The organism is Rhodococcus globerulus (assembly GCF_019334125.1).
Classification (GTDB): domain Bacteria; phylum Actinomycetota; class Actinomycetes; order Mycobacteriales; family Mycobacteriaceae; genus Rhodococcus_F; species Rhodococcus_F globerula.
The window spans coordinates 2,588,366-2,613,041 of record NZ_CP079698.1; the positions used below are offsets into that span (position 1 = coordinate 2,588,366).

The 24,676-nt window shown below is 63.8% G+C and carries 15 protein-coding genes; 8 read left to right on the top strand and 7 right to left on the bottom strand.

The window, feature by feature from the left end; translation table 11 throughout:
• Positions 1–17: 17 nt before the first annotated feature.
• Together grpE and dnaK are read right to left on the bottom strand one after the other, a co-directional pair.
• Positions 18–623: a nucleotide exchange factor GrpE gene (gene grpE / locus KYT97_RS11810; RefSeq protein WP_219112303.1), complete on the bottom strand. Its 606-nt coding sequence runs from the start codon at positions 621–623 to the stop codon at positions 18–20.
• Entirely contained in the window at positions 620–2,473 is a 1,854-nt protein-coding gene (gene dnaK / locus KYT97_RS11815) for a molecular chaperone DnaK (protein WP_033235710.1), read from the bottom strand. Before dnaK ends, grpE begins: the two co-directional genes overlap by 4 nt.
• Positions 2,474–2,724: 251 nt before the next feature.
• Here dnaK and KYT97_RS11820 point away from each other — a divergent pair, with 251 nt between their 5' ends.
• Entirely contained in the window at positions 2,725–3,243 is a 519-nt protein-coding gene (locus KYT97_RS11820; protein WP_219112305.1) for a hypothetical protein, read from the top strand.
• Entirely contained in the window at positions 3,240–4,250 is a 1,011-nt protein-coding gene (locus KYT97_RS11825) for a TIGR03617 family F420-dependent LLM class oxidoreductase (RefSeq protein ID WP_219112306.1), read from the top strand. The genes KYT97_RS11820 and KYT97_RS11825 overlap by 4 nt, the downstream gene beginning before the upstream one ends.
• Here the strand turns inward: KYT97_RS11825 and KYT97_RS11830 are convergent, their stop codons facing one another.
• The 5 genes from KYT97_RS11830 to KYT97_RS11850 form a co-directional block, all read right to left on the bottom strand.
• A complete protein-coding gene (locus KYT97_RS11830) occupies positions 4,251–4,910 on the bottom strand; it encodes an FMN-dependent NADH-azoreductase (RefSeq protein WP_219112307.1) in 660 nt (219 codons plus the stop codon).
• A 24-nt stretch (positions 4,911–4,934) separates the two neighbouring features.
• A complete protein-coding gene (locus KYT97_RS11835; protein WP_219112309.1) occupies positions 4,935–6,518 on the bottom strand; it encodes an MFS transporter in 1,584 nt (527 codons plus the stop codon).
• Between the two features lie 104 nt (positions 6,519–6,622).
• Entirely contained in the window at positions 6,623–8,095 is a 1,473-nt protein-coding gene (locus KYT97_RS11840) for a dynamin family protein (protein ID WP_219112310.1), read from the bottom strand.
• Positions 8,092–9,966: a dynamin family protein gene (locus tag KYT97_RS11845; protein WP_219112311.1), complete on the bottom strand. Its 1,875-nt coding sequence runs from the start codon at positions 9,964–9,966 to the stop codon at positions 8,092–8,094. The genes KYT97_RS11840 and KYT97_RS11845 overlap by 4 nt, the downstream gene beginning before the upstream one ends.
• Before the next feature lie 106 nt (positions 9,967–10,072).
• On the bottom strand, positions 10,073–12,316 hold the full coding sequence (locus tag KYT97_RS11850) for an IniB N-terminal domain-containing protein (protein ID WP_219112313.1): 2,244 nt from the start codon (positions 12,314–12,316) through the stop codon (positions 10,073–10,075).
• A 307-nt stretch (positions 12,317–12,623) separates the two neighbouring features.
• Between KYT97_RS11850 and KYT97_RS11855 the strand changes: the two genes are divergently transcribed.
• The 6 genes from KYT97_RS11855 (at position 12,624) to KYT97_RS11880 (ending at position 24,489) form a co-directional block, all read left to right on the top strand.
• Positions 12,624–14,252 (top strand): Hsp70 family protein, encoded by a 1,629-nt coding sequence (locus tag KYT97_RS11855; protein WP_219112314.1) that lies wholly within the window; start codon positions 12,624–12,626, stop codon positions 14,250–14,252.
• Positions 14,253–14,265: 13 nt separating this feature from the next.
• Entirely contained in the window at positions 14,266–16,683 is a 2,418-nt protein-coding gene (locus tag KYT97_RS11860; RefSeq protein ID WP_219112315.1) for a helix-turn-helix transcriptional regulator, read from the top strand.
• A 105-nt stretch (positions 16,684–16,788) separates the two neighbouring features.
• Entirely contained in the window at positions 16,789–17,862 is a 1,074-nt protein-coding gene (locus tag KYT97_RS11865) for a hypothetical protein (protein WP_219112316.1), read from the top strand.
• A 110-nt stretch (positions 17,863–17,972) separates the two neighbouring features.
• Entirely contained in the window at positions 17,973–19,322 is a 1,350-nt protein-coding gene (locus KYT97_RS11870) for a protease (protein ID WP_045064168.1), read from the top strand.
• A gap of 150 nt (positions 19,323–19,472) precedes the next feature.
• The gene (locus KYT97_RS11875) at positions 19,473–20,783 is read left to right on the top strand and encodes a S1 family peptidase (RefSeq protein ID WP_219112317.1); all 1,311 of its coding nucleotides are present in this window, start codon (positions 19,473–19,475) and stop codon (positions 20,781–20,783) included.
• Positions 20,784–21,201: 418 nt separating this feature from the next.
• Complete coding sequence (locus KYT97_RS11880) at positions 21,202–24,489, top strand: (Fe-S)-binding protein (protein WP_219112318.1); 3,288 nt, start codon at positions 21,202–21,204, stop codon at positions 24,487–24,489.
• Positions 24,490–24,676: the final 187 nt, after the last annotated feature.

The window sequence follows — 24,676 nt, forward strand, 5'->3', positions numbered from 1 at the left end:
GTCTCCTCCTCTCGCTGTTACTTTGATTCTTCTTCTGCGCCTGCGCTGCCGTCGGCAGGCTGCTCGCCCACTCGATCGGCAACGCCTACCATCGCGTGTCGCAGGACGCGGTCACCGAACTTGTAGCCCTTACGCATGACCACACTCAGGACCGGGTCGGCTCCTTCACCTTCGTGCTGCACAGCTTCGTGCAGTTCGGGATCGAAAGCGTCTCCCACGGCGCCGAACTCGCTCAAGCCGAGACCCGTGAGGGTGGTGTTGAGCTTGTCCGCGAGGGCTCGCAGCGGACCCTCTTCGAGGTCTCCGTGTGCGCGTGCACGATCCAGATCGTCGAGGATCGGGACGAGCACTCCCACTACGGAGGCCTTCGCGTTGGCGATGTCGACCTGCTTGTCGCGGTCGACGCGGCGCTTGTAGTTCATGAACTGTGCCTGCAAGCTCTGCAGGTCTGCAGTGCGTTCTGCCAACTGGTCAGCCAACGTCGCTTCTTCCACGATGGCCTCGGCTTCCTGCACTACCCCTGTGTCTTCCGAGTCGAGCGGCGGCCGGCCGCCGCCGCCCGCCTCTCCCTGTGCACCGGTCTCGGGGTCGACCGGGTTGTTCTCGGAGTTGTCCGAGGTCACTTCTTGTCCGAGTCGGAAGGCTCGTCGACAACCTCGGCGTCGACGACGTCGTCGTCATTGCCTGCGCCGTCGGTGTTTCCGGCTTCGCTGGCTGCGGAGGCCTCGTAGATTGCCTGGCCAAGAGCCTGCGACTCGGTGCCCAGCTTCTCCACGGCGGTCTTCACTGCCGAGATGTCGGTGCCTGCGAGGGCGTCGTTGACGTCCTTGATCGCTGCCTCGACCTTGGTCAGGATCTCCTCGGAGACCTTGCCAGCGTTCTCGCCGTCACGCTGTTCCTTGACGAACTTCTCCGTCTGATGGACCAGCGACTCGGCCTGGTTGCGGACCTCTGCCTCTTCGCGGCGGGCCTTGTCTTCCTCGGCGTGAGCCTCGGCGTCCTTGACCATGCGCTCGATCTCTTCCTTGGACAGACCGGAGCCGTCCTGGATCTTGATCGTGTTTTCCTTGCCGGTGCCCTTGTCCTTCGCGGTCACGTGCACGATGCCGTTGGCATCGATGTCGAAGGTGACCTCGATCTGCGGGACGCCACGCGGTGCGGGCGGCAGATCCGTGAGCTCGAAGGAGCCGAGAAGCTTGTTGTGCGAAGCGATCTCGCGCTCACCCTGGAACACCTGGATCTGCACCGAAGGCTGGTTGTCGTCAGCCGTGGTGAAGGTTTCACTGCGCTTGGTCGGGATGGTGGTGTTGCGCTCGATGAGCTTGGTCATCACGCCACCCTTGGTCTCGATACCGAGCGAGAGCGGTGTGACGTCGAGGAGCAGAACGTCCTTGACCTCACCCTTGAGGACACCGGCCTGCAGAGCAGCACCGACGGCCACAACCTCGTCCGGGTTGACGCCCTTGTTGGGCTCACGGCCACCGGTCATCTCGCGAACCAGGTCGGAGACAGCCGGCATACGGGTGGAGCCACCGACGAGAACAACGTGGTCGATGTCCTTGACGGAGATGCCACTGTCCTTGATCACGGCCTGGAACGGCGCGCGGGTGCGGTCGAGGAGATCAGAGGTGATCTTCTGGAACTCGCTACGCGTGAGCTGCTCGTCGAGGAACAAGGGGTTCTTGTCCGCGTCGACCGTGATGTACGGGAGGTTGATGGAGGTGCTCTGCGAGCTGGAGAGCTCGATCTTCGCCTTCTCCGCAGCCTCACGCAGACGCTGCAGGGCCATCTTGTCCTTGGTCAGATCGATGCCGTTCTGAGCCTTGAACTTGTCGACGAGCCAGGAGACGATGCGCTCGTCCCAGTCGTCGCCACCGAGGTGGTTGTCACCGGAGGTTGCGCGAACCTCGACGACGCCGTCGCCGATTTCCAGCAGGGAGACGTCGAAGGTGCCGCCACCGAGGTCGAAGACCAGAATGGTCTGCTCGGTGTCACCCTTGTCCAGGCCGTATGCCAGTGCAGCCGCGGTGGGCTCGTTGACGATACGGAGAACGTTGAGGCCGGCGATCTGGCCGGCTTCCTTGGTGGCCTGACGCTGTGCGTCCTCGAAGTATGCGGGGACAGTGATCACGGCATCCGTGATTTCTTCGCCGAGGTAAGCCTCTGCGTCACGCTTGAGCTTCATGAGCGTGCGAGCGCTGATTTCCTGCGGCGTGTACTTCTTGCCGTCAATCTCGACATTCCAGTCGGTGCCGATGTGGCGCTTGACGGAGCGGAGGGTGCGATCGACGTTGGTGACCGCCTGGTTCTTCGCAGGCTGGCCGACGAGGACCTCGCCGTTCTTTGCGAATGCGACGACGGACGGCGTGGTACGCGAGCCTTCGGAGTTGGCGACCACTACGGGCTCGCCGCCCTCCAGCACTGCTACTACCGAGTTGGTCGTACCGAGGTCGATACCGACTGCACGAGCCATAGTGTTCCTACCTTTCGTTCTGCGGTGCTCTGTCCGAGTGCTTGATCTCGGCCATGACCGCGCGTTTTTCGCTTGGTGAGCGTCCTCCGCTCAAGTTTGCCCTCAACCGAGGCTGAGAGTCAACTCGAAGTTGAGCCGGGGGCGCTCAAGCTTGTCGAAATGGTCAACTACAACACCGGTAAATTTGTTCCCAGCCTCCGAGAAATTTCCGAAATGTGCTCCGGATCACCCGGACTGGTTACGATCGGCCCGTGACGGATCCCGACAATTCTCCCAGCGCCGATACGCGCCCCAGTCCCGCAAGGCCCGCAGTCTCGATCCGTCCGCTGCACCAGCACTCGCCCCATCGAACACCAAAAGTCTCGATGGCGGCCTGGGCGGGGTCCGTCGTTGTACTCCTGGCAATCGCCGCGATCATGATCGTGAACCTGACCGAGATCCGTAGCGCACTAGAGGCGTCGATCGCGCGGGACAATCCCGATTACTCGGCAACCGACATCTCCGACGCGGTCACCGTCGTCCTGATCGGCAGTGGCGCCGCTGCTGTCCTTCTACTTCTGTTCACGCTTCTGACAGTGCAACTGTTGTCTGCCCGGAAGTCTTCCGCGCGGATCGTGGGCGCGGTGGTGGGCGTACTCGGGATTGCCGCAGGCCTGGGATTCCGGTCATTGGTCTCGGGCGCCGACGACGTGAGCGCCGTACTCGGCTGGGGACCACTCCTGTACTGCACGGTTGTAGCGGTGGCGGCGATCATCGGCGTGCGCCGATGAAAGTTCACATTCAGCTCGACTCCGCACCCGGCAACGGGGCCGCCCGCAGTCGCGAACTTGCCCAGACCGGCGCCGGTGGGCTTTTCACGTTCGAAGGCCCACACGACGTCTTCTTCCCGCTCGTGGAAGCCGCGTCGTCGGTGGAGTTGGACCTCATGACCAATGTCGCCATCGCGCTCCCCCGCAGCCCGATGCACCTGGCACATTCCGCGAACGATCTCCAACTTCTCAGCCGGGGACGGTTCCGCTTGGGGCTCGGTTCGCAGATCAAACCGCACATCGAGAAGCGCTACAGCGCAACGTGGTCGCGGCCGGCGGCGCGCATGCGGGAAACCGTCAGCGCGATCACCGCGATCTTCGACGCGTGGGAACACGGAACTCCCTTGAACTTCCGTGGCGAGTTCTTCACCCACACCCTGATGCCGCCCACCTTCAACCCCGGCCCCAACCCGTTCGGTCGCCCGCAGATTCTGATGGGCGCACTCGGGCCGATCATGACGCGAACCTCGGCGGCAGTGGCCGACGGTCTGCTGGTCATGCCGTTCCACTCCGAGCGCCATTTCCTCGAGCGAACCCTGCCGGCCGTCGACGCCGGCCTCCACGAATCCGGCCGAACCCGAGAGGAATTCACGATCATCCCGCAGGTGATCGTGGGCGTCGGACGTGGCGGCGAGCAACTGGATGCAGCGGCCCGCGGAGTCCGCAGCCTGCTCTCGTTCTACGGCTCGACCCCTGCCTACCGGCCCGTGCTCGACATCGAAGGTTGGGGCGACGTACAGCCCCAGCTCAACGCGCTGTCCAAGCGAGGCGGGTACGCCGAAATGGCGTCACTGATAACCGATCCCATGCTGACAACTCTTGCTGTCGTCGGCACACCGGAAGAATGCGCTACCGAAATCCGGCGACGATTCGGAAATCATGCCACCGAAGTATGTTGCTATTTCCCGGGTTACGACGCGGATCCGGCAGATGTGGCGTCGATGATCTCGGCGCTCGCCCGGTCCTGATCACGCCCCCAGCGTGCGGGCAAGATCGATCAACGAATCACGGGCAGCGCTCAGGCTGATCTTCCCCTGCTCGATCAGCGGTGCCATGGGCGGAATACGCTGCGCCAAAGTCAGTTCCGCGGTGATAACGCTGACGTTCATACCCATCGAAACACCCAACACCTGAACGAGCGGCGGCACGGTATGGTCATCGCCTTCGTTCCCGGAACCCGGCGCATAGGTGTTTCCGCGACTGGACACGATCACCACCGGCTTACCCGCCATGGGCTGAGCAGAAGTTCCAGCAGGCGGCGTATCAAAAGGCACAGTCGTTCCCAGGACATGCACGTAGTCGATCCACGCCTTCAACGTGGACGGGATCGACCAGTTGTACATCGGTGCACCGATCACGACAACATCCGCAGCAGCGAGTTGCTCGATGACGCGAGCCTGCAGTGCTTCCGAATCGGCGGCCGGCTGCTCTCCAGCCACTCGCAGCCGCTGTGCGTAGTGCAGGGCCGCGTCCGAGAGGTGTGGCAGCGGATCCCGGTGCAGATCCAACCCGACTACCTCATGGTCAGGGCTGATCTCGGCCCACGTCTGAGCGAACAACGCGGTGAGTTCACGGGACGTCGACGCGTGGAGGTCGGCAGAGGAATCGATGTGCAGTAGCTGTGGCATCCTTCCATCAGTACCAGAGCGCGCTCAACTCTTCTCCTCTGCGAGATCGGATTCCGCCGCGTACTGCGCCAGCAGTACACGCTCGCGCTCGCGGTGCGGGTAGAAGAACGTCACCACCACGCCGCCGACGCACACGATGATGATTGCCGCAATGTAGGCCTTGGTATCGCCGTCCAGGAAGGCGCTTTTGGCGGCGGTCATGATCTGATCCGCGTATTGCGGGTAGCGCTCTGCCAGAACTTCGGCGCTGGAGAACGATTTGGTGAGTGCGGCCTGAGTTTCGGGGGTTACCTGGGATGCTTCCGGCGATGACGAGATCGCATTCCCCAACGATTTTGCGTACCCGGCCGTGAGTATTCCACCGAGAATGGACTGCATGATGGCGCCGCCCAGGTCGCGTTGCAGATCCGAGGTACCCGACGCCATACCTGCGCGGTGTACGGGAACGGACCCGGTGAGGGAACGCGATGCCGGTGTGCCGGCCAGGCCGACGCCGATACCGACAAGCGCGTAGGCGAGCGCGACCTGCCAGTACTGTGTGCTTTCGTTCCACATGAACAGCGCGACAAACAATCCGAGAACCACAAACAGGTAACCGGAGAGCAGAGTGACACGGGCGCCGTACCTTTCGATCATCGTCGCCGACCGCGGCGCAACGATCACCATCGCCAGAGCGGCCGGAATGATGGCCGCACCCGCCGCCAGCGTCGAGTAACTCAGTACGTTCTGCAGGAACTGCTGGCCGATGAACATTGCGCCCATGAGCGAACCGAACACCACCAAGCCGCCAACGGCCGCTACCCAGAAGGTGGGACGAGCGGCTACGTGGAGGTCGAACAGTGGATTGACTGCGCGTCGTTGTTGCAGGAAGAACCCGATACCGGCGACCAGTGCGATCGCGCCCAGGACCAACGCCATTGTTCCGGAGCCCTTGACCGGTGCGAAGTTGATGGACAACACCAGCGCCCCGATGAAAACGACGGACACGATTCCTCCGAGATGATCAACCGGATCGGTGGTCTCGTTGACATGGGCGGGAACCAGAATCACCGCGCACACCAAGGCCAGGAGAGCCAACGGGAGGGTCACGAAAAAGACCGAGCCCCAATCGAACTTCTCGAGCAACGCCCCGGAAACGATCGGGCCGAGAGCCGAAATCGCGCCACCGATCGCAGACCACATCGCGATCGCCTTTGTCCTCGCCGGCCCCGCCCACAGTGCCGTGATGATCGCCAGCGTTGTCGGAAACGCCAAGCCCGCCGAGATACCACCGACGATGCGGGCCGCGAACAATACTTCGAAGCCGCCTGCGAACCCCGCGACGAGTGACGCCGGAATCGACAACGCCATACCCGTCACCAGGAGCATCTTGCGGCCGTACCGGTCACCGACCGCACCGAGATACAGGACTGTGCCTGCCAATCCCAGTGAATACCCGACGGCTATCAGATTGAGTTGCGTCTGACTCGCGTCGAACGCCTTGCCGATGTCAGGCAGGGCAACATTGGCCACCGACAGATTGAGGTTTGCCACCGCCGCAACCAGAATGAGTGTGCCGAGTACGTACGTGGCACGATCCGGAGACTTCGACGTGATGTCGTTCGACATAGGGCTGCTCCCAACGAGGCCGAATCCGAACCAGGCGTTTTGTCCGGATCATTCCGAACTCAACATAGATCCGTCAGCTCGCTCGCGCAGGACTAATGACATCCCTATTCGGCCACGATTTCCGCGAGTACACCTTCCGCACTGCGCGCTGCGACCTGACACGCTCTCGCTGTGAACTGATCGAACAGTGGGTGCGACGACAATGTGCGCCACCGCTGCGCTGCGTCCGCGGCCTGGGCCCGCTGAGCATCGAGGCTCTCCCCTTCTGCCGCCCCCAAGCGCTCGTGCGTTCTGATTCCGTGGCCACCGATCAATCGCTGCAGCGCTGCGAGATCGTCCGGCAAGAGATCGGTGTGAACCGATCCGAGCCGCCCGAGCAGTCGAAGTTCGCGAAAACCGTGCACGTCGGCGAGGAGTCGCGCCGCCGACGCTGCGATCGGTGCAGTGTTCTCGCGCGGATTGCGTTCGAGCAGTCGGCTCAGTGTCACCAGCGCTGTATGAGATTTGAGTTGGTCGGCGCGCTGGCCGAACTGAACGTCGATCACCCGACGCAACTCGTCCAATCCACTGCGGCGGAGCAATTCCGCTGCCAGCGTGGGAGAATCGCCGACGCCCAACTTGACCGACGTCACCGCCAGCCGAATCCCGAACAGCCCGAACCGTTCCACCAACTGAGCCCGCATCGCCGCATCCACTGGCAGCGAACTATCTTCGCGGACAAAACGATCCGCCGACAGCATCGCCGAGCTCAGATCGGCTGCAGGCACCTCGGCAAGCGCCGCGAACGCGGCAAACTCGCTCTGCCGCAAAGTTCGGGCAGCCAGTGCCAACAGTCCGGCGACCGGAACCACCGACTGGCACAGGCCCGAGCGGCCGAGTTCCTCGGCAAACCGTCCCGCCACATCATCGGCCGACGCCATCGCGTCCATTCGGCCCGCGCCCACTTCGTCCGCGCGCGAGAGCACCCCGATCACACCGAGCGGACCTGATTCACCACCGACGTGTTCGGCAACCTTCGTCAAGAACTGCAGGTCAGTCGCATTCAGCGCCCGCAGCAAATACACGACGGCATCAGCGCCGGGCACCCCGTCGTCGGGAACAAGGGCTTTCCACGTCCGGGCCGACACGTCGGTGGACAGCGACGACGTGCCTGGTGTATCGATGATCGTCATGCGCGCCAGCGCCGACGACGGCCACTCCACGTCGATTCGATCAACGATCTCTGATGTTCGCTCACCCAGATCGAACGTCAGCCGGCCGCTGTTGCGTGCCACCGGTATGTGGAACTCGGTGCCGCTGGAGTCCGTAGCGCTTACCTTCGGCGTCGTGCCGTTTCGATACCAGGTGACAACTCGTGTGCATTCGGTTGCATCAGTCGGTGCAATATCCTGCCCGACAAGAGAATTGAGAAGTGTCGACTTACCGGCCTTGAGCGAACCAGCCAGAGCTACCCGCAGCGGCTCGTCCAACCGCGCCGCGCACTCGTCCAATTGAGCACAGAGTTCCGGGCTGTCGACGTAAAATCCTCGCGCCTGCTCGATCAACGTGCGCGCCGACTCCGTGGCGGTGACATTCATGCTCCGACCTCAGCCTTCCGAGACCGGCCGGCCGGTACTCGCTCGCCGACCAACGATCCGGCACGCGTGGTCAATTCCTCTGCCGCACGCAGATTCTCCTCGAGCTGCGCGATACGTCCTGCCCGCTCGCTCGATTCCAATTTGGCCGCCTCCTGCGTCGCTCGCAACGATTCGTTGATCGATCGCAAAGCCTGCTCGGCGATGTCGGTGAAATGATCACGCAGGAGCCGCTGCACCAGGCGGAGCCGGTCTTTCGATTCCTTGCCCACCTGGAAACTCACGTCGTCCGCGTACCGCCTGATCGCCGATTTTGCATCGGCCCGGCGCTTCAGCACCTGTGTCTGCTTGTCTTCACGATAAGCCTTGGTGCCAAGCAGAACTCCGGCACCGATCGAGATCGGATTCACCAACGCCATACCCATCATCGTGGTGATCAGCCCGAACATCAGGACGCCACCGTACGAACCGCGCATGCCCACCAGAACTTTCTGCGTGATGCCGATACGGCCGGATTCGAGATCCGACAGCGCCGCAACAGGTTCGAGGAAAGCGTCGGTGTCGGCAAGGTCGATCTGCGGCAGCGCCACGTCACCGGTTTCGGCGAAGTGTTCGGCCACTACCTCCGCCAACCACTGCGCACGATCATGCGCCCAGACGAAGTTGTCTCCGATGGCTGTGGCGATCTCTTGCTCGAGCCAACTCCCGACGGCATCCCAGTCCTTGCCCGGGTCACACTCGTCGACGGTTTCCTCGGCCGCTCGGGTGACGCGGCGCAGACGGTCACGCAGGTCGTGATCGATATCTGCAGCGAGATCTGCGATTCCGTCGCCAAGGCTCTGCTGCCAGCGGGAGGTCTTCTTGTGCAGTTCTTCTGCCACTTCCCTGGCCCGATGCAATCCGGCCACTGCTGCTTGCGCCGTCGACGGATCACGCAGCGCCGCAAGCTCACTGCCCATTTCCAGCGACAAGTGGGCGGCAATGGACTGCACGTCCATCACCACCGCTCGCCGCGTATTTGCCTCGCCGCGCGCAACAACCTTGTCCCGCAAGAACTGATAGAGGTCGGGAAATCCGGATTCCGCATCGAGTTCCCGGTCGTCCAAGCGCAGCGCATGTGATCGCAGGACGGAAGATATCGGAATCAGCGGAAGCTCGAGGCCGGCGCGTTGCAGGTGACCATGATTTGCTTCGACAATCCGACGCCAGTGAGGGTACAGATCCGTCTTGCTGACAAGACCGGCAACAACGGGGCACAGATTCAGGACCTGCCGGATGAACGCGACTTCAGGCTCGGTGAACTCCGCACTGGAATCCGAGAGCACCAGCACCGCATCTGCCGACGTAATCAGTCCCAAAGTTCCAGCAGCATGCGGATTTCCGTGCCCTCCGACGCCCGGTGTGTCGATGAAGACCAGCCCGTCGGCCAACAGCGGGCTCGGAACGGAAACGTCGATGCGGAGGACTTCCCGTCCGTCGGCCCGTGGTGTTGCGGGCGTTATGCCGAGCAACTCGTCGAGCGGGAGCGGAACTCTCCGAGGCTCACTACCAGGTTCGGCCAGAACCAGCTCTGCGCCAGCGGTTTCCCCGTACTGAACTACCGTCGCAACGGCCGTTGTCTCGTCGTCTCCGACGGAACACACGTCGCAACCGAGCAGCGAATTCACGAACTGGCTCTTGCCCTGATTGAGCGGGCCTACAACAACGATGCGAATCCGGGGATCGGTGACGCGCACCAGCGCGCTCTCGGCGCGTGCGACCAGATCGGATCGATCGATATCTCTCGCAAGTACCGCCGTTCGATCGAGCAACGACGCGGCCGCCGACGCGACGCGTGCCTTACGACTGCTGACCTGATCCGCTGCAGTTTCCATGTGTTCCGTCGACTCGCAGTTCTTCCGATTCGGCAATTCCGGCCCTGCACGCTTAGCGCACACAGGGCCGGAATTGTTACATCAGTCCGTTTCCCTACCCGCTGACTCAGGGGTGCAGGTTGTCGAGTACTGCCAGCGGATCGACCTGCTCGACAACGTCGGCAACCGAGTCCGGCGCGAACAACGACTCCGAGGAATCAGCAGCCAGCGATCCGCTTGATCCGGTCCCGAATACGTCGCTGGCGTCGATCGACGACCAGGGGTTGGTCGAGCTACCAAGACCGCCGTCGAATGAACCGCCCAGACCGCCATCGAACGATCCACCGAGTGCGCCTGAACCGCCAAGTGCGCCCTCGAGCGAGCCACCGATCTGCGTCGCCGCATCAGTGACCGCGTCGAGGCCGGCTGTTGCATCGAGACCGGCACCTGCGTCAAGCACGCCGCCAACCGTCGAGTTCAGGCCCGCACTGACCCCGCCGATATCCAGCCCCTCGGCCGAGAAGCTGCCGAGATCGAGTTCCGGCAGATCCGCGCTGACGGAACCGAGGTTCACGGCCCCCAGGTCGAGGCTGGGCAGGGTTGCGCCGATCGAACCGGTATCGAATCCGCCGGCGTTCAGTGCTGCATCCAACGACGCACCAAGCCCTGCGACGGCGTCGCCGCCGATTGCCGAGCCTGTGGATCCGTTCAACACGCCGCCGAGTGCGCCGCCGAGGTCTGCTCCGACCGATCCTCCGCCGCCCAGAGCACCGGACAGCACCGTGGAAAGCTCGGTTCCGAGATCCGCGCTTCCGCCAAGTACGGCGTCGAGGTCAAGTCCGCCGCCGAGAGCCAGAGCCGAATCCAGAGCGCCTGCCAATGCAGCTTCCACCCCGGTGTCGAGACTTCCGCCCACTCCCAGTGCGCTTGTCAGCGCCCCGCTGAGTACGGCGCCGAGATCAAGATCGCCGGCCAGGCCGGTCAGTGCGCTGACGTCCGTCAAGGCCCCCAGCGTGCCGCCGAGAGACGCTCCGAGGTCGGTGCCGATCGATCCGCCGGCCGCGAGTGCAGTGGACAAGGCAGCGCTCAGATCGCCGCCGAGATCGATTCCACCGCCCAGCGCCAACGCCGATTCCAGTGCGCCCGACAGCTCTGCGCCCAATCCGCCGCCGAGAGCGAGAAGCCCGTCAAGACTCCCGGCGCCGTCGAGCACTCCGCCGAGTGCCAGGCCGAGGTCCGCACCGATATCTCCACCGACCGCGAACACCGGCGCCAACGCTCCGGAAAGCCCGGCCGCCAGGTCCAGCCCACCGGCCGCGGCGATCGCAGCGTCCAGGGCCGCACCCAACTCAGCGGTGAGAGATCCACCCACGCCGAGCGCCCCACTCAGAGCCGCACTGAGCTGAGCTCCGACGTCGAGAGCTCCCCCCAGATCAACCACGGAACCGAGACCGAGACCAGCTTCGAGGACTCCGCCAAAAGCAGCTCCGAGCTGCGAGCTGATGTCCCCACCGAATCCGAGCGCCGCGCCCAGAGCACCGGCAAAATCACCGGCGACGTCGATGCCACCACCGAGTGCCAACGCCGATTCGAGTGCGCCTGACAGGCCGGCACCCAACCCACCGCCGAGAGCGAGGAGTCCGTCGAGGCTAGCGGCGCCGTCGAGCACTCCGCCGAGTGCCAGACCGAGACCCGCACCGATATCCCCACCGACCGCGAACACCGGCGCCAACGCTCCGGAAAGCCCGGCCGCCAAGTCCAGCCCACCGGCCGCGGCAATCGCAGCATCCAGCGCCGCACCCAACTCAGCGGTGAGAGAGCCACCCACGCCGAGCGCCCCACTCAGAGCCGCACTGAGCTGTGCTCCGATATCGAGAACGCCCTCCAGATCAACAGCCGAGCCAAGCCCCAGACCAGCCTCGATGACGCCACCAAAAGCGGCTCCGAGCTGCGCACTGATGTCGCCACCGATAGCGAGGGCAGCGCTCAGTGCCGCGGCAAAATCACCGGCGACGTCGATGCCACCACCGAACTCACCACCGAGCGCGCCGCCGAGACCCAATCCGGCTCCCGCGCCGAGACCGACGCTGCCTCCCAAACCGAGGCCAGCGCCCAGTCCGCCGCCCAGGGTGCCGCCGAGCACTCCGGCTGCCTGGGTTCCGGCGTTGACGATCGCGGACAGGTCAGCGCCCGCTCCGGCAAAAAGTCCGGACTCGGCAACAAGAGGTGCAACGGCGACGATGTCGGCAGGACTCACCTCGCACAGGCCGGCTGCATTGAGTGCTGCGACGGGATTTGCGCAGTACTGAGCGGCGGCCTCGTCGTCACGCAACAGACCGAGAATGAATTCGAGTACGGCATTGGTAGCCATGATGGGTTCTCCTGAAATCTTGGTGAGTATCGCGGTTCGAGCGGATGGTGCTTCGCTGCATGCGAATCGACTGCCGTCAACGCTAAGTCGATCGAGCGCCGACCCCAACGGGGAACGCCCCCACTCCTACTGCAGACCGCAGAGAGAATCCCCCGGTATCGGCGTTAGGGGATTTGCCCCCGATAGGGGATCGCTCCCCTACTTCGCAGCGAGGAGCCTCCGGGGAGTAACAAACCCGTCCTTCATCCCGACATTGCAGACAACTGCGACGGGCGTTCGACCATCCACTACCGAGGAGTTCACTTTCATGGAGGCAGGGCTCGGCATCGGTATCGGCTCGACAACTCTGGTGGCCGTCGTCGACAAACTCGACGACGCCCCCGCAAGCTCCCGACGTACCGTGCGGAGCGAGAGTGTCGTTCAACTGGACCCGAGCAGCGTCTTCACCGATTTCGTGGAACGCGTGGGTGACCCGGTTCCGCTGTTCTCCGCCGACGGGACCCCACATCGCGGCGAGGACCTCACCGCGGTAGCGATTACGACGCTGATGCGCGACGCTCTTGCTGATCACGACCAGCCGAGCCACGTTGTCATCGCCCATCCCGCCTGGTGGAGCCGTCACGCGGTTTCGACATTGGAAAACGCCCTGTCTACCAGAATGATTCACGACGCCACCGCGGTAAATACGACGCTGGTCGCGGAGCCGATCGCCGTGGTGGACTGGTTGCGCACCTCCGGTCACCCCGATTCGGAAGGGCTCACCGTTGTCTTCGATCTGGGTGCCCGATCGCTCGACGTCACTGTCGTGACCACCACTGGTGGGAATACCACGATCGTCGGCAAGCCCCTGCACTCCGACGATATCGGCGGAGACGACTTCGATCATCTTGTCACGATGCATCTGCTCGCTGAATTCGACCGCGATACACACATCGACACGTCCATGCCGGAAACGCTCGACGCGTTGACAGCGCTGCGTGGCCACGCTCGCGAGGCCAAAGAGACACTGTCTTTCGATACCGAAACGGTTGTCCACGTTGATCTTCCCGGCGGCTCCCACAACCTACGGCTTGTCCGGTCTGAACTCGAAGACCTACTCCGTCCCGCGATCACACGATCGGTTGCCTTGGTATACGAGGCGATGCGATCAGCCGGTGTCGAGTCGAACGACGTCAGTCATGTTGTTCTCGCGGGCGGTAGCTCGTCCATCCCACTGGTCGCGGAACTGTTGTCGTCCGAACTCCGAGTACCGATGATCGCCGCACCGGATCCACGATCCTGCGCGGCGGCCGGAGCTGCAACTCGCGCAACCGCAATAGGAAATACCGCTACTGCCGTCGAACATTCGCAGCCGAAACCGATTCCCGTTCCGGCATTCTCGACACCGATTGTTGTTACTTCGGACCCCGAGGCCACATCGGCGGCGCGGCGCTCGTCCCGAGTGGGCATCGTCGCAGCTGTCGTCGGCGCGTGTGCGATCCTCGCGGCTGGTGGACTCGGAATCGGTACCGCAGTGGACAAGATCAAACCCGCTTCGAGTTCCGCCGACCCGAGTATCGAATCCCCTACTTCGGCAATAACGTCCAACCCGAGCGCGCCATCGGGCTCCGAACCGGTGGCCGACGCCGCGCCGTCGACGGGCGTGGCCGTCGCCGTCACCGGGTCGCCCGCCCCCGGCACCCGATCTGTGGGCGTCGCGACGACGGGGGCTGCCGGAACGGGTGCGCCCGCCGCACCAGTAGCCACAGACCCACCTGCTGCCGCGCAGCCGAACTCCGATCCCACGACCGCCCAGCAGAACGTCGACTCCGGTTCGCCATTTCAGATTCCACAGGTCCCCGCGTTCGAGGTTCCGGAGCTTCCCGTTGTTGTCGCGCCGCAATTCCCGGACCAACTGACACTGCCAACGGCCATCCCACGCTTTCCCGTCGGATAGCCGAGGCTGCGTCGTGAACAGTGAATCTCCTTATATCCGTGACCTTCTGAGCACTATCGACCTGGACGCCGAACCGCTGAGATTGTTTGTCACCGGTTCCGGTGCAAGTGCTCGGCCACAGCTTGTCGCAGCGGTGCACCGACGCTTGATCGGCCGCGAAGCCGTCGTCGTGACAGCCGATTTCACCGGAGACGACCGTGGGCCCGATACCGTTCTCTTGATCGACAACGCGCTGGACCTCGACGCGGCCGAGCTTGCGAAGGTCCTCGAAACGCTGCGACGCACCAACATCTCAGCCATCGTGGCGACGGACATGGTCGATCCGCGTCTGGCCGGCACTGCGGCCGACTTCTCCGCGTCAGGTTCGGTACTCCACCTGGACCGTTTGCGCTGCTCGGATATTCAGGCACTCGCGAACGGGTACGGGCATTCACTCGCGCCGGACGAAGCCAGCGATCTCGAGTTCTTGTCGGGTGGACATTTCGGAGCCCTCGACGCGGCCCTTCGGTCGCCGGTTCGGGGGCGTCAGACCGTCGACGATGCACTTCGGGGGTACTTCGCCCGCACCGTGGGTGCGCTCGATGCCCGGCAACGCGAGATTCTGCACATCTCGAGTATCGTGCACAATCTCGCGCCCGACGAACTGGAACTCGGCGGTCCGAGCGACGCATTCGATCGCGCGCTGGGAACGGGACTGTTTGCTGCGCAATCCCCCGCGATCGTCGAATCACTGGCGCATCCTCTCGGAGTCGGCCCGGAGCGCGCGACACTGGATCGAATACTGGACCGGCGCATCGAAGCGGGCGTTCTCGATATCGACACCGCTGTGCGACTTTTTGATGCAGGAGTATGTCACTCGGGGATCGCACACCACTTCTACGAGCACGCCAAGCGCGCCACCCCCGCTGCGGCCGCGGACCTGTATCAGCGGGCTGCGGTGATCGAATCCCCTTCTGCCGAAACCATGCTGCACCACGCGGAGTGCGCGGCCTCGCGCGGCGACCTCGATACCGCTGTCAGCCTGACAGATTCGATACTCGGCGATCAGAGCGCACAAGACGCCGATCTAGCTGTTGCAGTGCGAATCTCAGCAGCGGTATCCGCAGTGTGCGGTCAGATCGCCTCCGGCGCAGAACTCTACGCGTGGCTCGGCCCCGCGCGAGCAGACGCGGAATCGGCATTCGGGGCGATCCTCCTCGTCGCGTCCGGCCGCATCGACGACGCCACGGCGATGCTCGCCGGAACCAGCGGCGCACCATCGCCAGGCAGTACCGGTACCGGCCTGCTCGCCCGTGGACTCATGCAGTCGCTGACGGGGCCGCCTCCGCTTGCGCTCAACACGATGTCCCGGGCGCTGACACTGCCTCGATCTCCTGGGGCTTCGCGCTTTCAGGCCGACTCCCCTGCTGCCATCGTCGCCACTGCACTCATGCACACCGGAGCACATGATCGGGCTAGAGACGTTCTGGCGAAAGCAACCCCGGCGCACGACACATCCAGCCATCTGTGGGCCCGTCACCAGATTCTCGCCGCGTGGGCAGCACTGCTCGCCGGCAGTGAAAACCCCGTCGCCGACATCCCCGAATCAGCGCTCACGGATTCCCTCGGCCAGCGCGACACATTGTTTCTCCTAGCGTTGGAAGTGGGTGTCGCCCGGAGATTCGGGGACCTCGAGGACGTGCGTCGCACGTGGTCTCGCGCGTCGGGAACCCTCTTCGAATGCAGCGTCAATCTGCTCGATCTGTTGCCGATCTGCGAATTGTGGCTGGCCGCAGTTCGTCTCGGCGATACGGAACACGTCGACCATCTCATCGACGAGGCTCAGGATCTGCTACGGCTGCTCGGCGATCCGCCGCTGTGGTCGTCGCTGTTTCACTGGTACGGCGTCCAGGCCGCGATTTTGGGACAATCGCCGGCTGATCTGCTGCCGCACGCGCGTGCGCTCGCGGAATCAGCCAAGATCCACTCGTATTCCGCGGGTCTCGCCGAAGCCGGCCGCCAATGGCTGCTTGTCCTTCAAGGAACGGTGAGCGGCGACGAAATCGAGACCGCTGCACGAACTCTGAATCGAATCGGTCACTCGTGGGACGCCGCGCGCCTTGCGGGAGAGGCCGCGCTTCGGGCACCCGACACCAAGTCCGCAACAACGTTGCTTCAGCTCGCGCGCTCCTTTCGGGTCAACACACCTGAGCCTGGTTCCTCGAGAGAAGATGCCAACGCACTCCCCGACTCGCCCTTGACCGAGCGCGAACACCAGATCTCCGAACTTGTCGTACTCGGGCTCACCTACCGCGAAATCGGTGAGCGCCTCTACATCTCCGCGAAAACCGTCGAACATCATGTCGCGCGCATCAAGCGGAAAGTCGGAGCGCAGTCCCGTTCAGAACTCCTGGTAGTCCTGCGCAGCCTCACGACCCAGAACCGGAATTAGCTGAATATTCACCCTTCTGGCACAAACGAGCTTTCGAATGGTAGTTTCCACAGCCAGTGCATGTTTGTTGCGCGATGCGATGCGATAGCCACTGAGGGGGACGCCGTGACCTGGGGAGTCGGACTTGATGTCGGCAACACACGTTGCACTGCGGTGATCGCCGTGCCCGACGCCGAACCGGTGATCATCGACCACGAGTCCGTGCTGCACCACGCGCCGGACGGCACTATCGCACTGGGTACTGCCCACACACATTCACCGGGCGTACGACGGTTCCTCGACCGAGTCACTACCGACAACGAAGCGGCTCCCACCCAGCGGACGCGCGGTGAAGAACTGGTCGCAACCGCGCTGTACTGCCTCGTTGCGGAAGTGCACAGCCTCACCGATCAGCCGCTGCGCATTGTCGCCGCCATCCCTCCCAACTTCTCGGCTCGATCTGTGGACACGCTGCGAACCGCGCTCGACAGCATGGATCTCGACTACATCGAACTTGCGCCCCACTCCGCGACCCTCGGCGCCTACAACCTCGATTCCGACATCACCACGGGTGAACGCTCGGCACGGGGAGCCGCGATTCTGGCTGTTCCCCGCGCGCCGATTGCTGCTGTCCCCGACATCGAGCATGTGCCGGAGACGGAAGACATCCTCAGCACAGATGACGCACCGAGTCGGCGGCCCGTCTACCTCGCAGCCGCCGTCGCCGGTCTCTTGACTGCCGCGGCATGCGCGCTCGCGGTGTTGATCGGTAACGCCCCCACAACGCAGGTGCCGGAAATTCGTGACGCCGCCGTCCCGGCGTATGCCGAAATAGCGCCGCCCACCGATCCCGCGCCCCTTCGCGAGGTTCCGATCCAATTCCCCACTGCCGCGCCCGTGGCCGTCGTCCCACAGAACCGCACGCCGACCCCGCGATATCAGGCTCCCACCCAGGACGCCCTTCTGGTCGACGAGTTCGACGACGTTCCGACCGAAGACGAGAGCGTCGAACCGCTCGCATCCGAGATCCCCGCCGTGGACGACTACGACGTTGGCGGCGAACAGACCGATCCCGTCGACCCTGGCACAACTGATCCGGAACCGGTCGATCCGCAGCCTGTCGATCCCGAACCGGTCGACCCGCAGCCTGTCGACCCGCAGCCCGTCGATCCCGAACAGGCACCAGAAACAACTCCCTAGCTGCACATATCGACTTCCCTCGACCTAGGCGCCCGACCTCACATCGGAGCCTTCCCCTATGGTGGGGCGGTACCTTCCGGCGTTACGGCCGAAAGACTCGAAGGGATTTCATGCGTAACTCGTCGGCGATCCGGACCGTTCTGGTCGGCGCCTCGGCACTTCTGCTCGCAACATCGTTCTCAGCTACAGCTTTGGCGCAGCCGGCAGAACCCACATCCGAATCATCAGTCGAACAGCTCTCCGCGGATCAGCTACCCGCCGAACTGGTCGAGGCGATCAGCCGAGATCTGAAGATTTCCCCACAGGAATATCTCGATCGCGCCGCCAAGGCCCAGGAGTTGGGTGCGTACGCGGAAAGCTTCCGGTCCTCGCGCCCCGGCGATTACGCGGGCTCGTGGATGAACCTCGACGGTCAACCGGTTGTGGCAGTAACCAGCGCCGATGCAGCACGCGTCGCCGCAGCCGACGGATTCGTCACGCATGTGGCACCGGTCTCCGCAGGCAGTCTGGAACAGAGCCTTGCCGACGTCAACGGATGGATCGCGAAACTGCCCGGCGATATCGCGACGGCAGTCAGCTCCACCTCCATCGACGTACTGAACAACCAGGTTGTCGTCGACGTTGCCAACAGCCCCGTCGGCAAGGCACTCAACCTGCCCACGATGCTCGAGAACACCAAAATTCGGCTCAGCCCGGATGGCGGCGGCGCGATCGACGCTCGCGCACTCGGCGGCGACATCTATGTCACGTCACCGGGTCCGATCCGCGAGACACCGACCGAGGACATCTCCGTCTGCTCGTTCGGATTCAATGCCGTCGACAGTCACGACAATGCGCTCAATATCAGCGCGGGACACTGCAATAAGGCCGAGGGAACCGCTGCACCCGTCTATCTGCCCAACCCGCAGAACATCGACGACAGCCTCCAGGTCGGCAACTTCGCCCAGTCCGCGGTAGGTAAGGCCGGCGAAGAACTCGACTACTCCGTCATCAAGCTCAACCAGGCAGGCGTCGACGCCGGACTCGACCGCGCATCGGTGCGCGGCGCCGGTGGCACGACACTCGAGATCACGGGCACCGCACGCCCCGTCATCGGAGCACCGATGTGCAAGTCCGGTCAGGCCAGCTCGTTCACGTGTGGCGTGGTCGCAGCCGATCAGGTCGAAATCCAGCTTGTCCGACCCGGCGGCGAATCGCGCACCGTTCGCGGCTTTGCCGGAACAGCATGCACGCTCGCGGGCGACAGCGGCGGAGCCATCGTCACCGGAACTCTGGCTTTGGGAATCACGAGCGGTTCCAACAGCACCGGCGCACCCAACTGCACCGAAGCGAATCTTGTCCTCGCCATGTCGGGTGGGACCACGAACATCGGAATCCCCGTCGACAACATCACACAGGCCGCAGACGCAGCCTCCGGCGGTGGCGTCGGATCCGGAATCCGGGTTCGCACAATCGGCTGATCACTGAAACTCACTCGTTGTAACGGGTGGGATTCGTGGGGAAGAACCCGTTATAGTCGTGTGCGACTGCGATACGGCTCGCCGAAAGGCGGGCCGTATCCGCGTGCACCCAGGGGGGCCGCACGCGGTCAATGAAGCGGAAAGGCCCACATGCGAAGCTCCACCGCACGTCGCGCCGCAGTGTTCGGCTCGACGATGCTGCTGCTCCTCGGACCGATTGCCGCTGTTGCGAGCGCCGAACCATCGACGCCCGGTGTGTCCGACCAGGCCGCACATCTGCCCGTCGAACTCGCCGAGGCACTTCAGCACGATCTGGCATTGACGCCTGATCAGTACCTGACGCGTTCGGAACTCGCGCAGAAACTTGCCGAGTTCGCAGACATCGCGCGGGTGCAGTTCCCCGACAGTTTTGCCGGAGTCTGGCTGGACGACCTCGGGCAGGCCGTTGTTGCACTGGCCTCCGGGCAGAGCAACGATGCAGCTCGCTCGGCCGCCGAAAAAGCCGGTTTCCAGGTCAATGACGTGGCACAAAGTGAATCGGCATTGCAGAACGAGGTGTCCGCACTCAACACCTGGCTCGAGTCGCAGCCACCTGCCGTCGCAGATCTCGTTCGCGGAATCGCCATCGACGTTGTCGGAAACGGCGTCGAGTTGACCGCAGACCCGGCAGCCGGACTGGCCCTGCCGGACTTCCTGAACACAACCGTCCGCCACGCCGCCGTCCCGATCTCCGTACCGCCGATCGTTGTCGACCTCCTCCCCGCCACCGGTTCCCTGACCGGCGACGCCGCGCTCGGCGGCGACGCGTTCGGCGGAATCTCCGGCTTCAACGGGTTCAAATGTTCCTTCGGTTTCAACGGAACCGATGCCTCCGGTCGCACCGTCAACATCAGCGCAGGACACTGCGACCCCAACCGCATCGCCGCAGGCACGCAGTACGCCTCTGAAGCCTTCCCGCTCGTCAACAACCAGCCGGGACCGCGAGTGGGATACTTCGCCAAGAGCGTGTTCGGGCCGCGGGACTACTCGATCATCAACATCGACGACCAGGCGAAGTACCGGTTCGACAACAACAGCGTCCGGGTTCCCTTCAACCGATCCGTCAACATCGACGGGGTTGCCGATCCCGTTGTCGGCGCACCGGTCTGCAAGGCCGGATCGACCACCGGCTACAGCTGCGGCGTTGTCACCAGCGTCAATCGCAATGCAGTGGTCTCGGAGCAGCCGATGTCCAACCTCTTCACCACCGACATCTGCGTCCTTCAGGGCGACAGTGGCGGCCCGATCATGACCGGCACCCGCGCACTGGGCATCACCAGCGCGTCGACGGTCGCAACATCTTCCTTCTGCGAGGTCGCTCGGGCCGCAACGCTGATCGGTAGCCCTCAGCCGATTCAGTACGGAACGCCCATCAAGGACATCCTCGCCGAGAACCCCGGCTTGAAAGTCCGCGACTACTGATCGCACCGCGCCTACTGTGGCCCACCTCCTGTCGAGGTGGGCCACAGTTTTTTGTCGCAAATGCGCCCTTTCCCCCCGCCCCTACCGGTGCGAACGTACCTTTCATCGCCCTGGATGCGCCGAAAGGTACGTTCGCTCCGGACGGGTCGGTCGGTACCGCCAAAACAGCGCAGATGGCAGGTTAGGGCTGCCTGATTAACAGGGGCGAGATGCACACCACCTAACGTGACGGTAGATAAGTTTGCGCAGCGGCCCAGCCCGTCGTTGCGGAATAATTGATCTCGCCAGGCCAAGCATGGTTACTCGCCGGTATACATGGTCGACACATCAAGCTACTGGTGGGTAACATATGGCAGGTTAGTATCAGTGGGCTCTTACCAGGTGGCCGACGCGTCGCCCTGAAATGAAAGGCCGCGACATGAATGCCCTGACGATCACGTTGGGCACCATCGGTGTGCTGCTGAGCCTCGTGTGTTGGTATTCCTTCATCGGTGGCGCGCTCAAGATGGTGAAGGTCGTCCAAATCGGCCAATCAGCACCAGACCGCTGGCGTCCGTTCTTCCCCCGCTTCAAGCAGATGGTCATCGAGTTCATCGCGCACACGCGCATGGCGAAGTTCCGTACCGTCGGCTGGGCTCACTGGCTTGTCATGGTCGGCTTCCTGCTCGGCGCCATCGTCTGGTTCGAGGCTTACGGCCAGACGTTCAACCCCGAGTTCCACTGGCCGATCTTCGGCAACTGGGCCATCTACCACCTGGTCGACGAGATTCTGGGTCTTGGCACCGTCATCGGCATCACCACGCTGATCGTCATCCGCCAGCTCAACCACCCGCGCCTGCCGATCCGCCTGTCCCGCTTCGGCGGCTCGGATTTCAAGGCTGCCTACTTCGTCGAAACCGTTGTCCTCATCGAGGGCCTCGGCATGATCTTCGTGAAGGCCGGCAAGATCGCGACCTACGGTCACGCCAATCCGTGGACCGACTTCTTCACCATGAACCTGGCCAAGCTGCTCCCGGCCAGCGCCATGATGGTGGCCATCTTTGCGTTCATCAAGCTGATGTCCGGCATGATCTGGCTCTATATCGTCGGACGCAACATCACCTGGGGTGTTGCCTGGCACCGCTTCTCCGCGTTCTTCAACATCTACTTCAAGCGTGAAGACGACGGAACCGTTGCTCTCGGCGCGGCAAAGCCCATGATGAGCGCGGGCAAAGCCCTGACGATGGACAACGTCGATCCCGACACCGACACCCTCGGCGCCGGCCAGATCGAAGACTTCTCCTGGAAGGGCTGGCTCGACTTCACCACGTGCACCGAGTGCGGCCGCTGCCAGTCCCAGTGCCCCGCCTGGAACACCGGAAAGCCGCTCTCTCCCAAGCTCCTCATCATGTCGCTGCGTGACCACGGCTACGCCAAGGCCCCGTACCTGCTGGCCGGTGGCCGCAAGGACATGGGCGGCGACGAAATCGGATTGGTCGACGCCGACGGCAACGTCAACGAAGCCGCCCTCGCCGCAATCCCCGAAGCCGCCCGCCAGGAAGCCGAGCGCAAACTCGTCGGCGAGACGGTCGAGGGTGAACTCGCACCGGTCATCGATCTCGAAACCCTGTGGAGCTGCACCAACTGCGGCGCCTGCGTCGAACAGTGCCCGGTCGACATCGAACACGTCGACCACATCATCGACATGCGCCGCTACCAGGTCCTGATCGAATCGGAGTTCCCGTCCGAGCTCGCCGGCCTGTTCAAGAACCTCGAGAACAAGGGCAACCCCTGGGGCCAGAACTCCAAGGACCGCCTCAACTGGATCAACGAGATGGACTTCGAGATCCCCGTGTACGGCAAGGACGCCGACACATTCGAGGACTACGAGTACCTGTTCTGGGTCGGCTGCGCCGGCGCCTACGAAGACCGCGCCAAGAAGACCACGAAGGCTGTCGCGGAACTGCTCGCGACCGCGGGTGTGAAGTTCATGGTCCTCGGCGCCGACGAAACCTGCACCGGCGACTCCGCTCGCCGCGCCGGCAACGAGTTCCTCTTCCAGCAGCTCGCGCTGCAGAACATCGAAATGCTCAACTCCGTCTTCGAAGGTGTCGAGCAGAAGAAGCGCAAGATCGTCGTCACGTGTGCGCACTGCTTCAACGCCCTCGGTAACGAGTACCCGGAGGTGGGCGGCGACTACGAGGTCGTGCACCACACCCAGCTGCTCAACCGCCTGGTGCGCCAGAAGAAGCTGATCCCCGTCGCGTCGGTGAGCGAAGACATCACCTACCACGACCCGTGCTTCCTCGGCCGCCACAACAAGGTCTACGACGCACCCCGTGAACTCATGGAAGCATCCGGCGCCAAGCTCGTCGAAATGCCGCGTCACGGCGAACGTTCCATGTGCTGTGGTGCCGGTGGCGCTCGCATGTGGATGGAAGAGAACATCGGTAAGCGCATCAACGTCGACCGCGTCGACGAAGCGCTGTCCACCAACCCCAAGAAGATCGCAACGGGCTGCCCGTTCTGCCGCGTCATGCTCAACGACGGCGTCACCGCACGCCAGGAACAGGGCAAGGGAGAAGGCGTTGAGGTTGTCGACGTCGCACAGCTGATGCTGAACTCCGTCACCCGCCTCGAACCCAGCCAGCTCACCGAGAACATCAAGGTGATCCCGCGTGAGAAGGCACCGGTTGCCGCGGCACCCGTTGTCGAAGAAGCCGCACCCGCGGCCGAGCCCTCAGCTCCGGCCGCTACCCCGGCAGCACCCGCTGCCGCCGGCAAGGGCCTCGCAATGAAGGGCCTCGCCAAGGCACCCGGCGCGAAAGCACCCGGTGCAAAGGCACCCGGCAAGGGACTCGGAATGGCAGGCGGGGCAAAGGCTCCCGGCGCCAAGAAAGCTGCTCCGGCAGCTGCCGAAGCTCCCGAGTCCGCAGCACCCGAAGCTGCACCCGCCGCAAAGCCCAAGGGCCTCGGCCTGGCCGGCGGAGCCAAGGCTCCCGGTGGCAAGGGTCTGCAGATGAAGGGCGCTGCCAAGGCACCGGGCGCAAAGGCTGCAGCCGCACCCGCTCCTGAAACTGCTGCACCCGAAGCCGCTGCTCCGGCCGCACCCGCCAAGCCGAAGGGTCTGGGCCTGGCGTCCGGCGCCAAGGCTCCCGGCAAGGGCTTGCAGATGAAGGGTGGGGCAAAGGCTCCGGGCGCAAAGGCTGCCGAAGCACCCGCTGCACCTGCTCCCGTTGCTGAGGCCCCCGCCGCACCTGCTGCCGAGGCCCCCAAGGCTGCGCCGGTTGCCAAGGCCGGCGGGCTCGGATTCAAGTCGGGCGCAAAGGCTCCCGGTGCAAAGAAGGCAGCTCCCGCTGCCGCAGCTCCGGCTCCCGTTGCGGAAACCCCGGCAGCTCCTGTTGCCGAGGCACCCGCCACTGAAGCACCGGCTGCCGAGACTCCCGCTCCTAAGGCTCCGCCGGTTGCCAAGGCCGGCGGGCTCGGATTCAAGTCGGGTGCAAAGGCTCCCGGTGCACGCAAGGCAGCGCCCGCTGCTGCAGCGCCGGCTCCCGCTGCCGAACCGGTAGTAGAAGCAGCTGCACCTGAAGCTCCGGCTACCGAAGCACCAGCCACCGAGGCACCAACTGCTGAGGCTCCCGCTGCGCAGGCCCCCAAGGCTCCCCCGGCCGCAAAGCCGGGCGGGCTCGGATTCAAGGCAGGCGCAAAGGCTCCCGGCCGCAAGTAGTAATCACGTCATCGAACGCCCTCGCCATTGCGGCGGGGGCGTTCGTGTTTGCCGGGCTCGTAAGTGAGCAGGGTTTCCGGGTAGCGAGCACCCCTTCCAGGTCGCCGGAACCCTTGCTCACTACACACAAACACTGCTCACTGCTCACTGCACACTGCACTCAAACTATGCACACTGCACGACCTAT

Excerpts from the sequence above, each read along its gene's own strand:
- KYT97_RS11845 (WP_219112311.1), bottom strand. The coding sequence starts at position 9,966 with ATGGAAACTGCAGCGGATCAGGTCAGCAGTCGTAAGGCACGCGTCGCG.
- KYT97_RS11855 (WP_219112314.1), top strand. The coding sequence starts at position 12,624 with ATGGAGGCAGGGCTCGGCATCGGTATCGGCTCGACAACTCTGGTGGCC.
- KYT97_RS11840 (WP_219112310.1), bottom strand. The coding sequence starts at position 8,095 with ATGAATGTCACCGCCACGGAGTCGGCGCGCACGTTGATCGAGCAGGCG.
- KYT97_RS11850 (WP_219112313.1), bottom strand. The coding sequence starts at position 12,316 with ATGGCTACCAATGCCGTACTCGAATTCATTCTCGGTCTGTTGCGTGAC.
- KYT97_RS11880 (WP_219112318.1), top strand. The coding sequence starts at position 21,202 with ATGAATGCCCTGACGATCACGTTGGGCACCATCGGTGTGCTGCTGAGC.
- KYT97_RS11825 (WP_219112306.1), top strand. The coding sequence starts at position 3,240 with ATGAAAGTTCACATTCAGCTCGACTCCGCACCCGGCAACGGGGCCGCC.
- KYT97_RS11870 (WP_045064168.1), top strand. The coding sequence starts at position 17,973 with ATGCGTAACTCGTCGGCGATCCGGACCGTTCTGGTCGGCGCCTCGGCA.
- dnaK (WP_033235710.1), bottom strand. The coding sequence starts at position 2,473 with ATGGCTCGTGCAGTCGGTATCGACCTCGGTACGACCAACTCGGTAGTA.
- KYT97_RS11835 (WP_219112309.1), bottom strand. The coding sequence starts at position 6,518 with ATGTCGAACGACATCACGTCGAAGTCTCCGGATCGTGCCACGTACGTA.
- KYT97_RS11830 (WP_219112307.1), bottom strand. The coding sequence starts at position 4,910 with ATGCCACAGCTACTGCACATCGATTCCTCTGCCGACCTCCACGCGTCG.
- KYT97_RS11875 (WP_219112317.1), top strand. The coding sequence starts at position 19,473 with ATGCGAAGCTCCACCGCACGTCGCGCCGCAGTGTTCGGCTCGACGATG.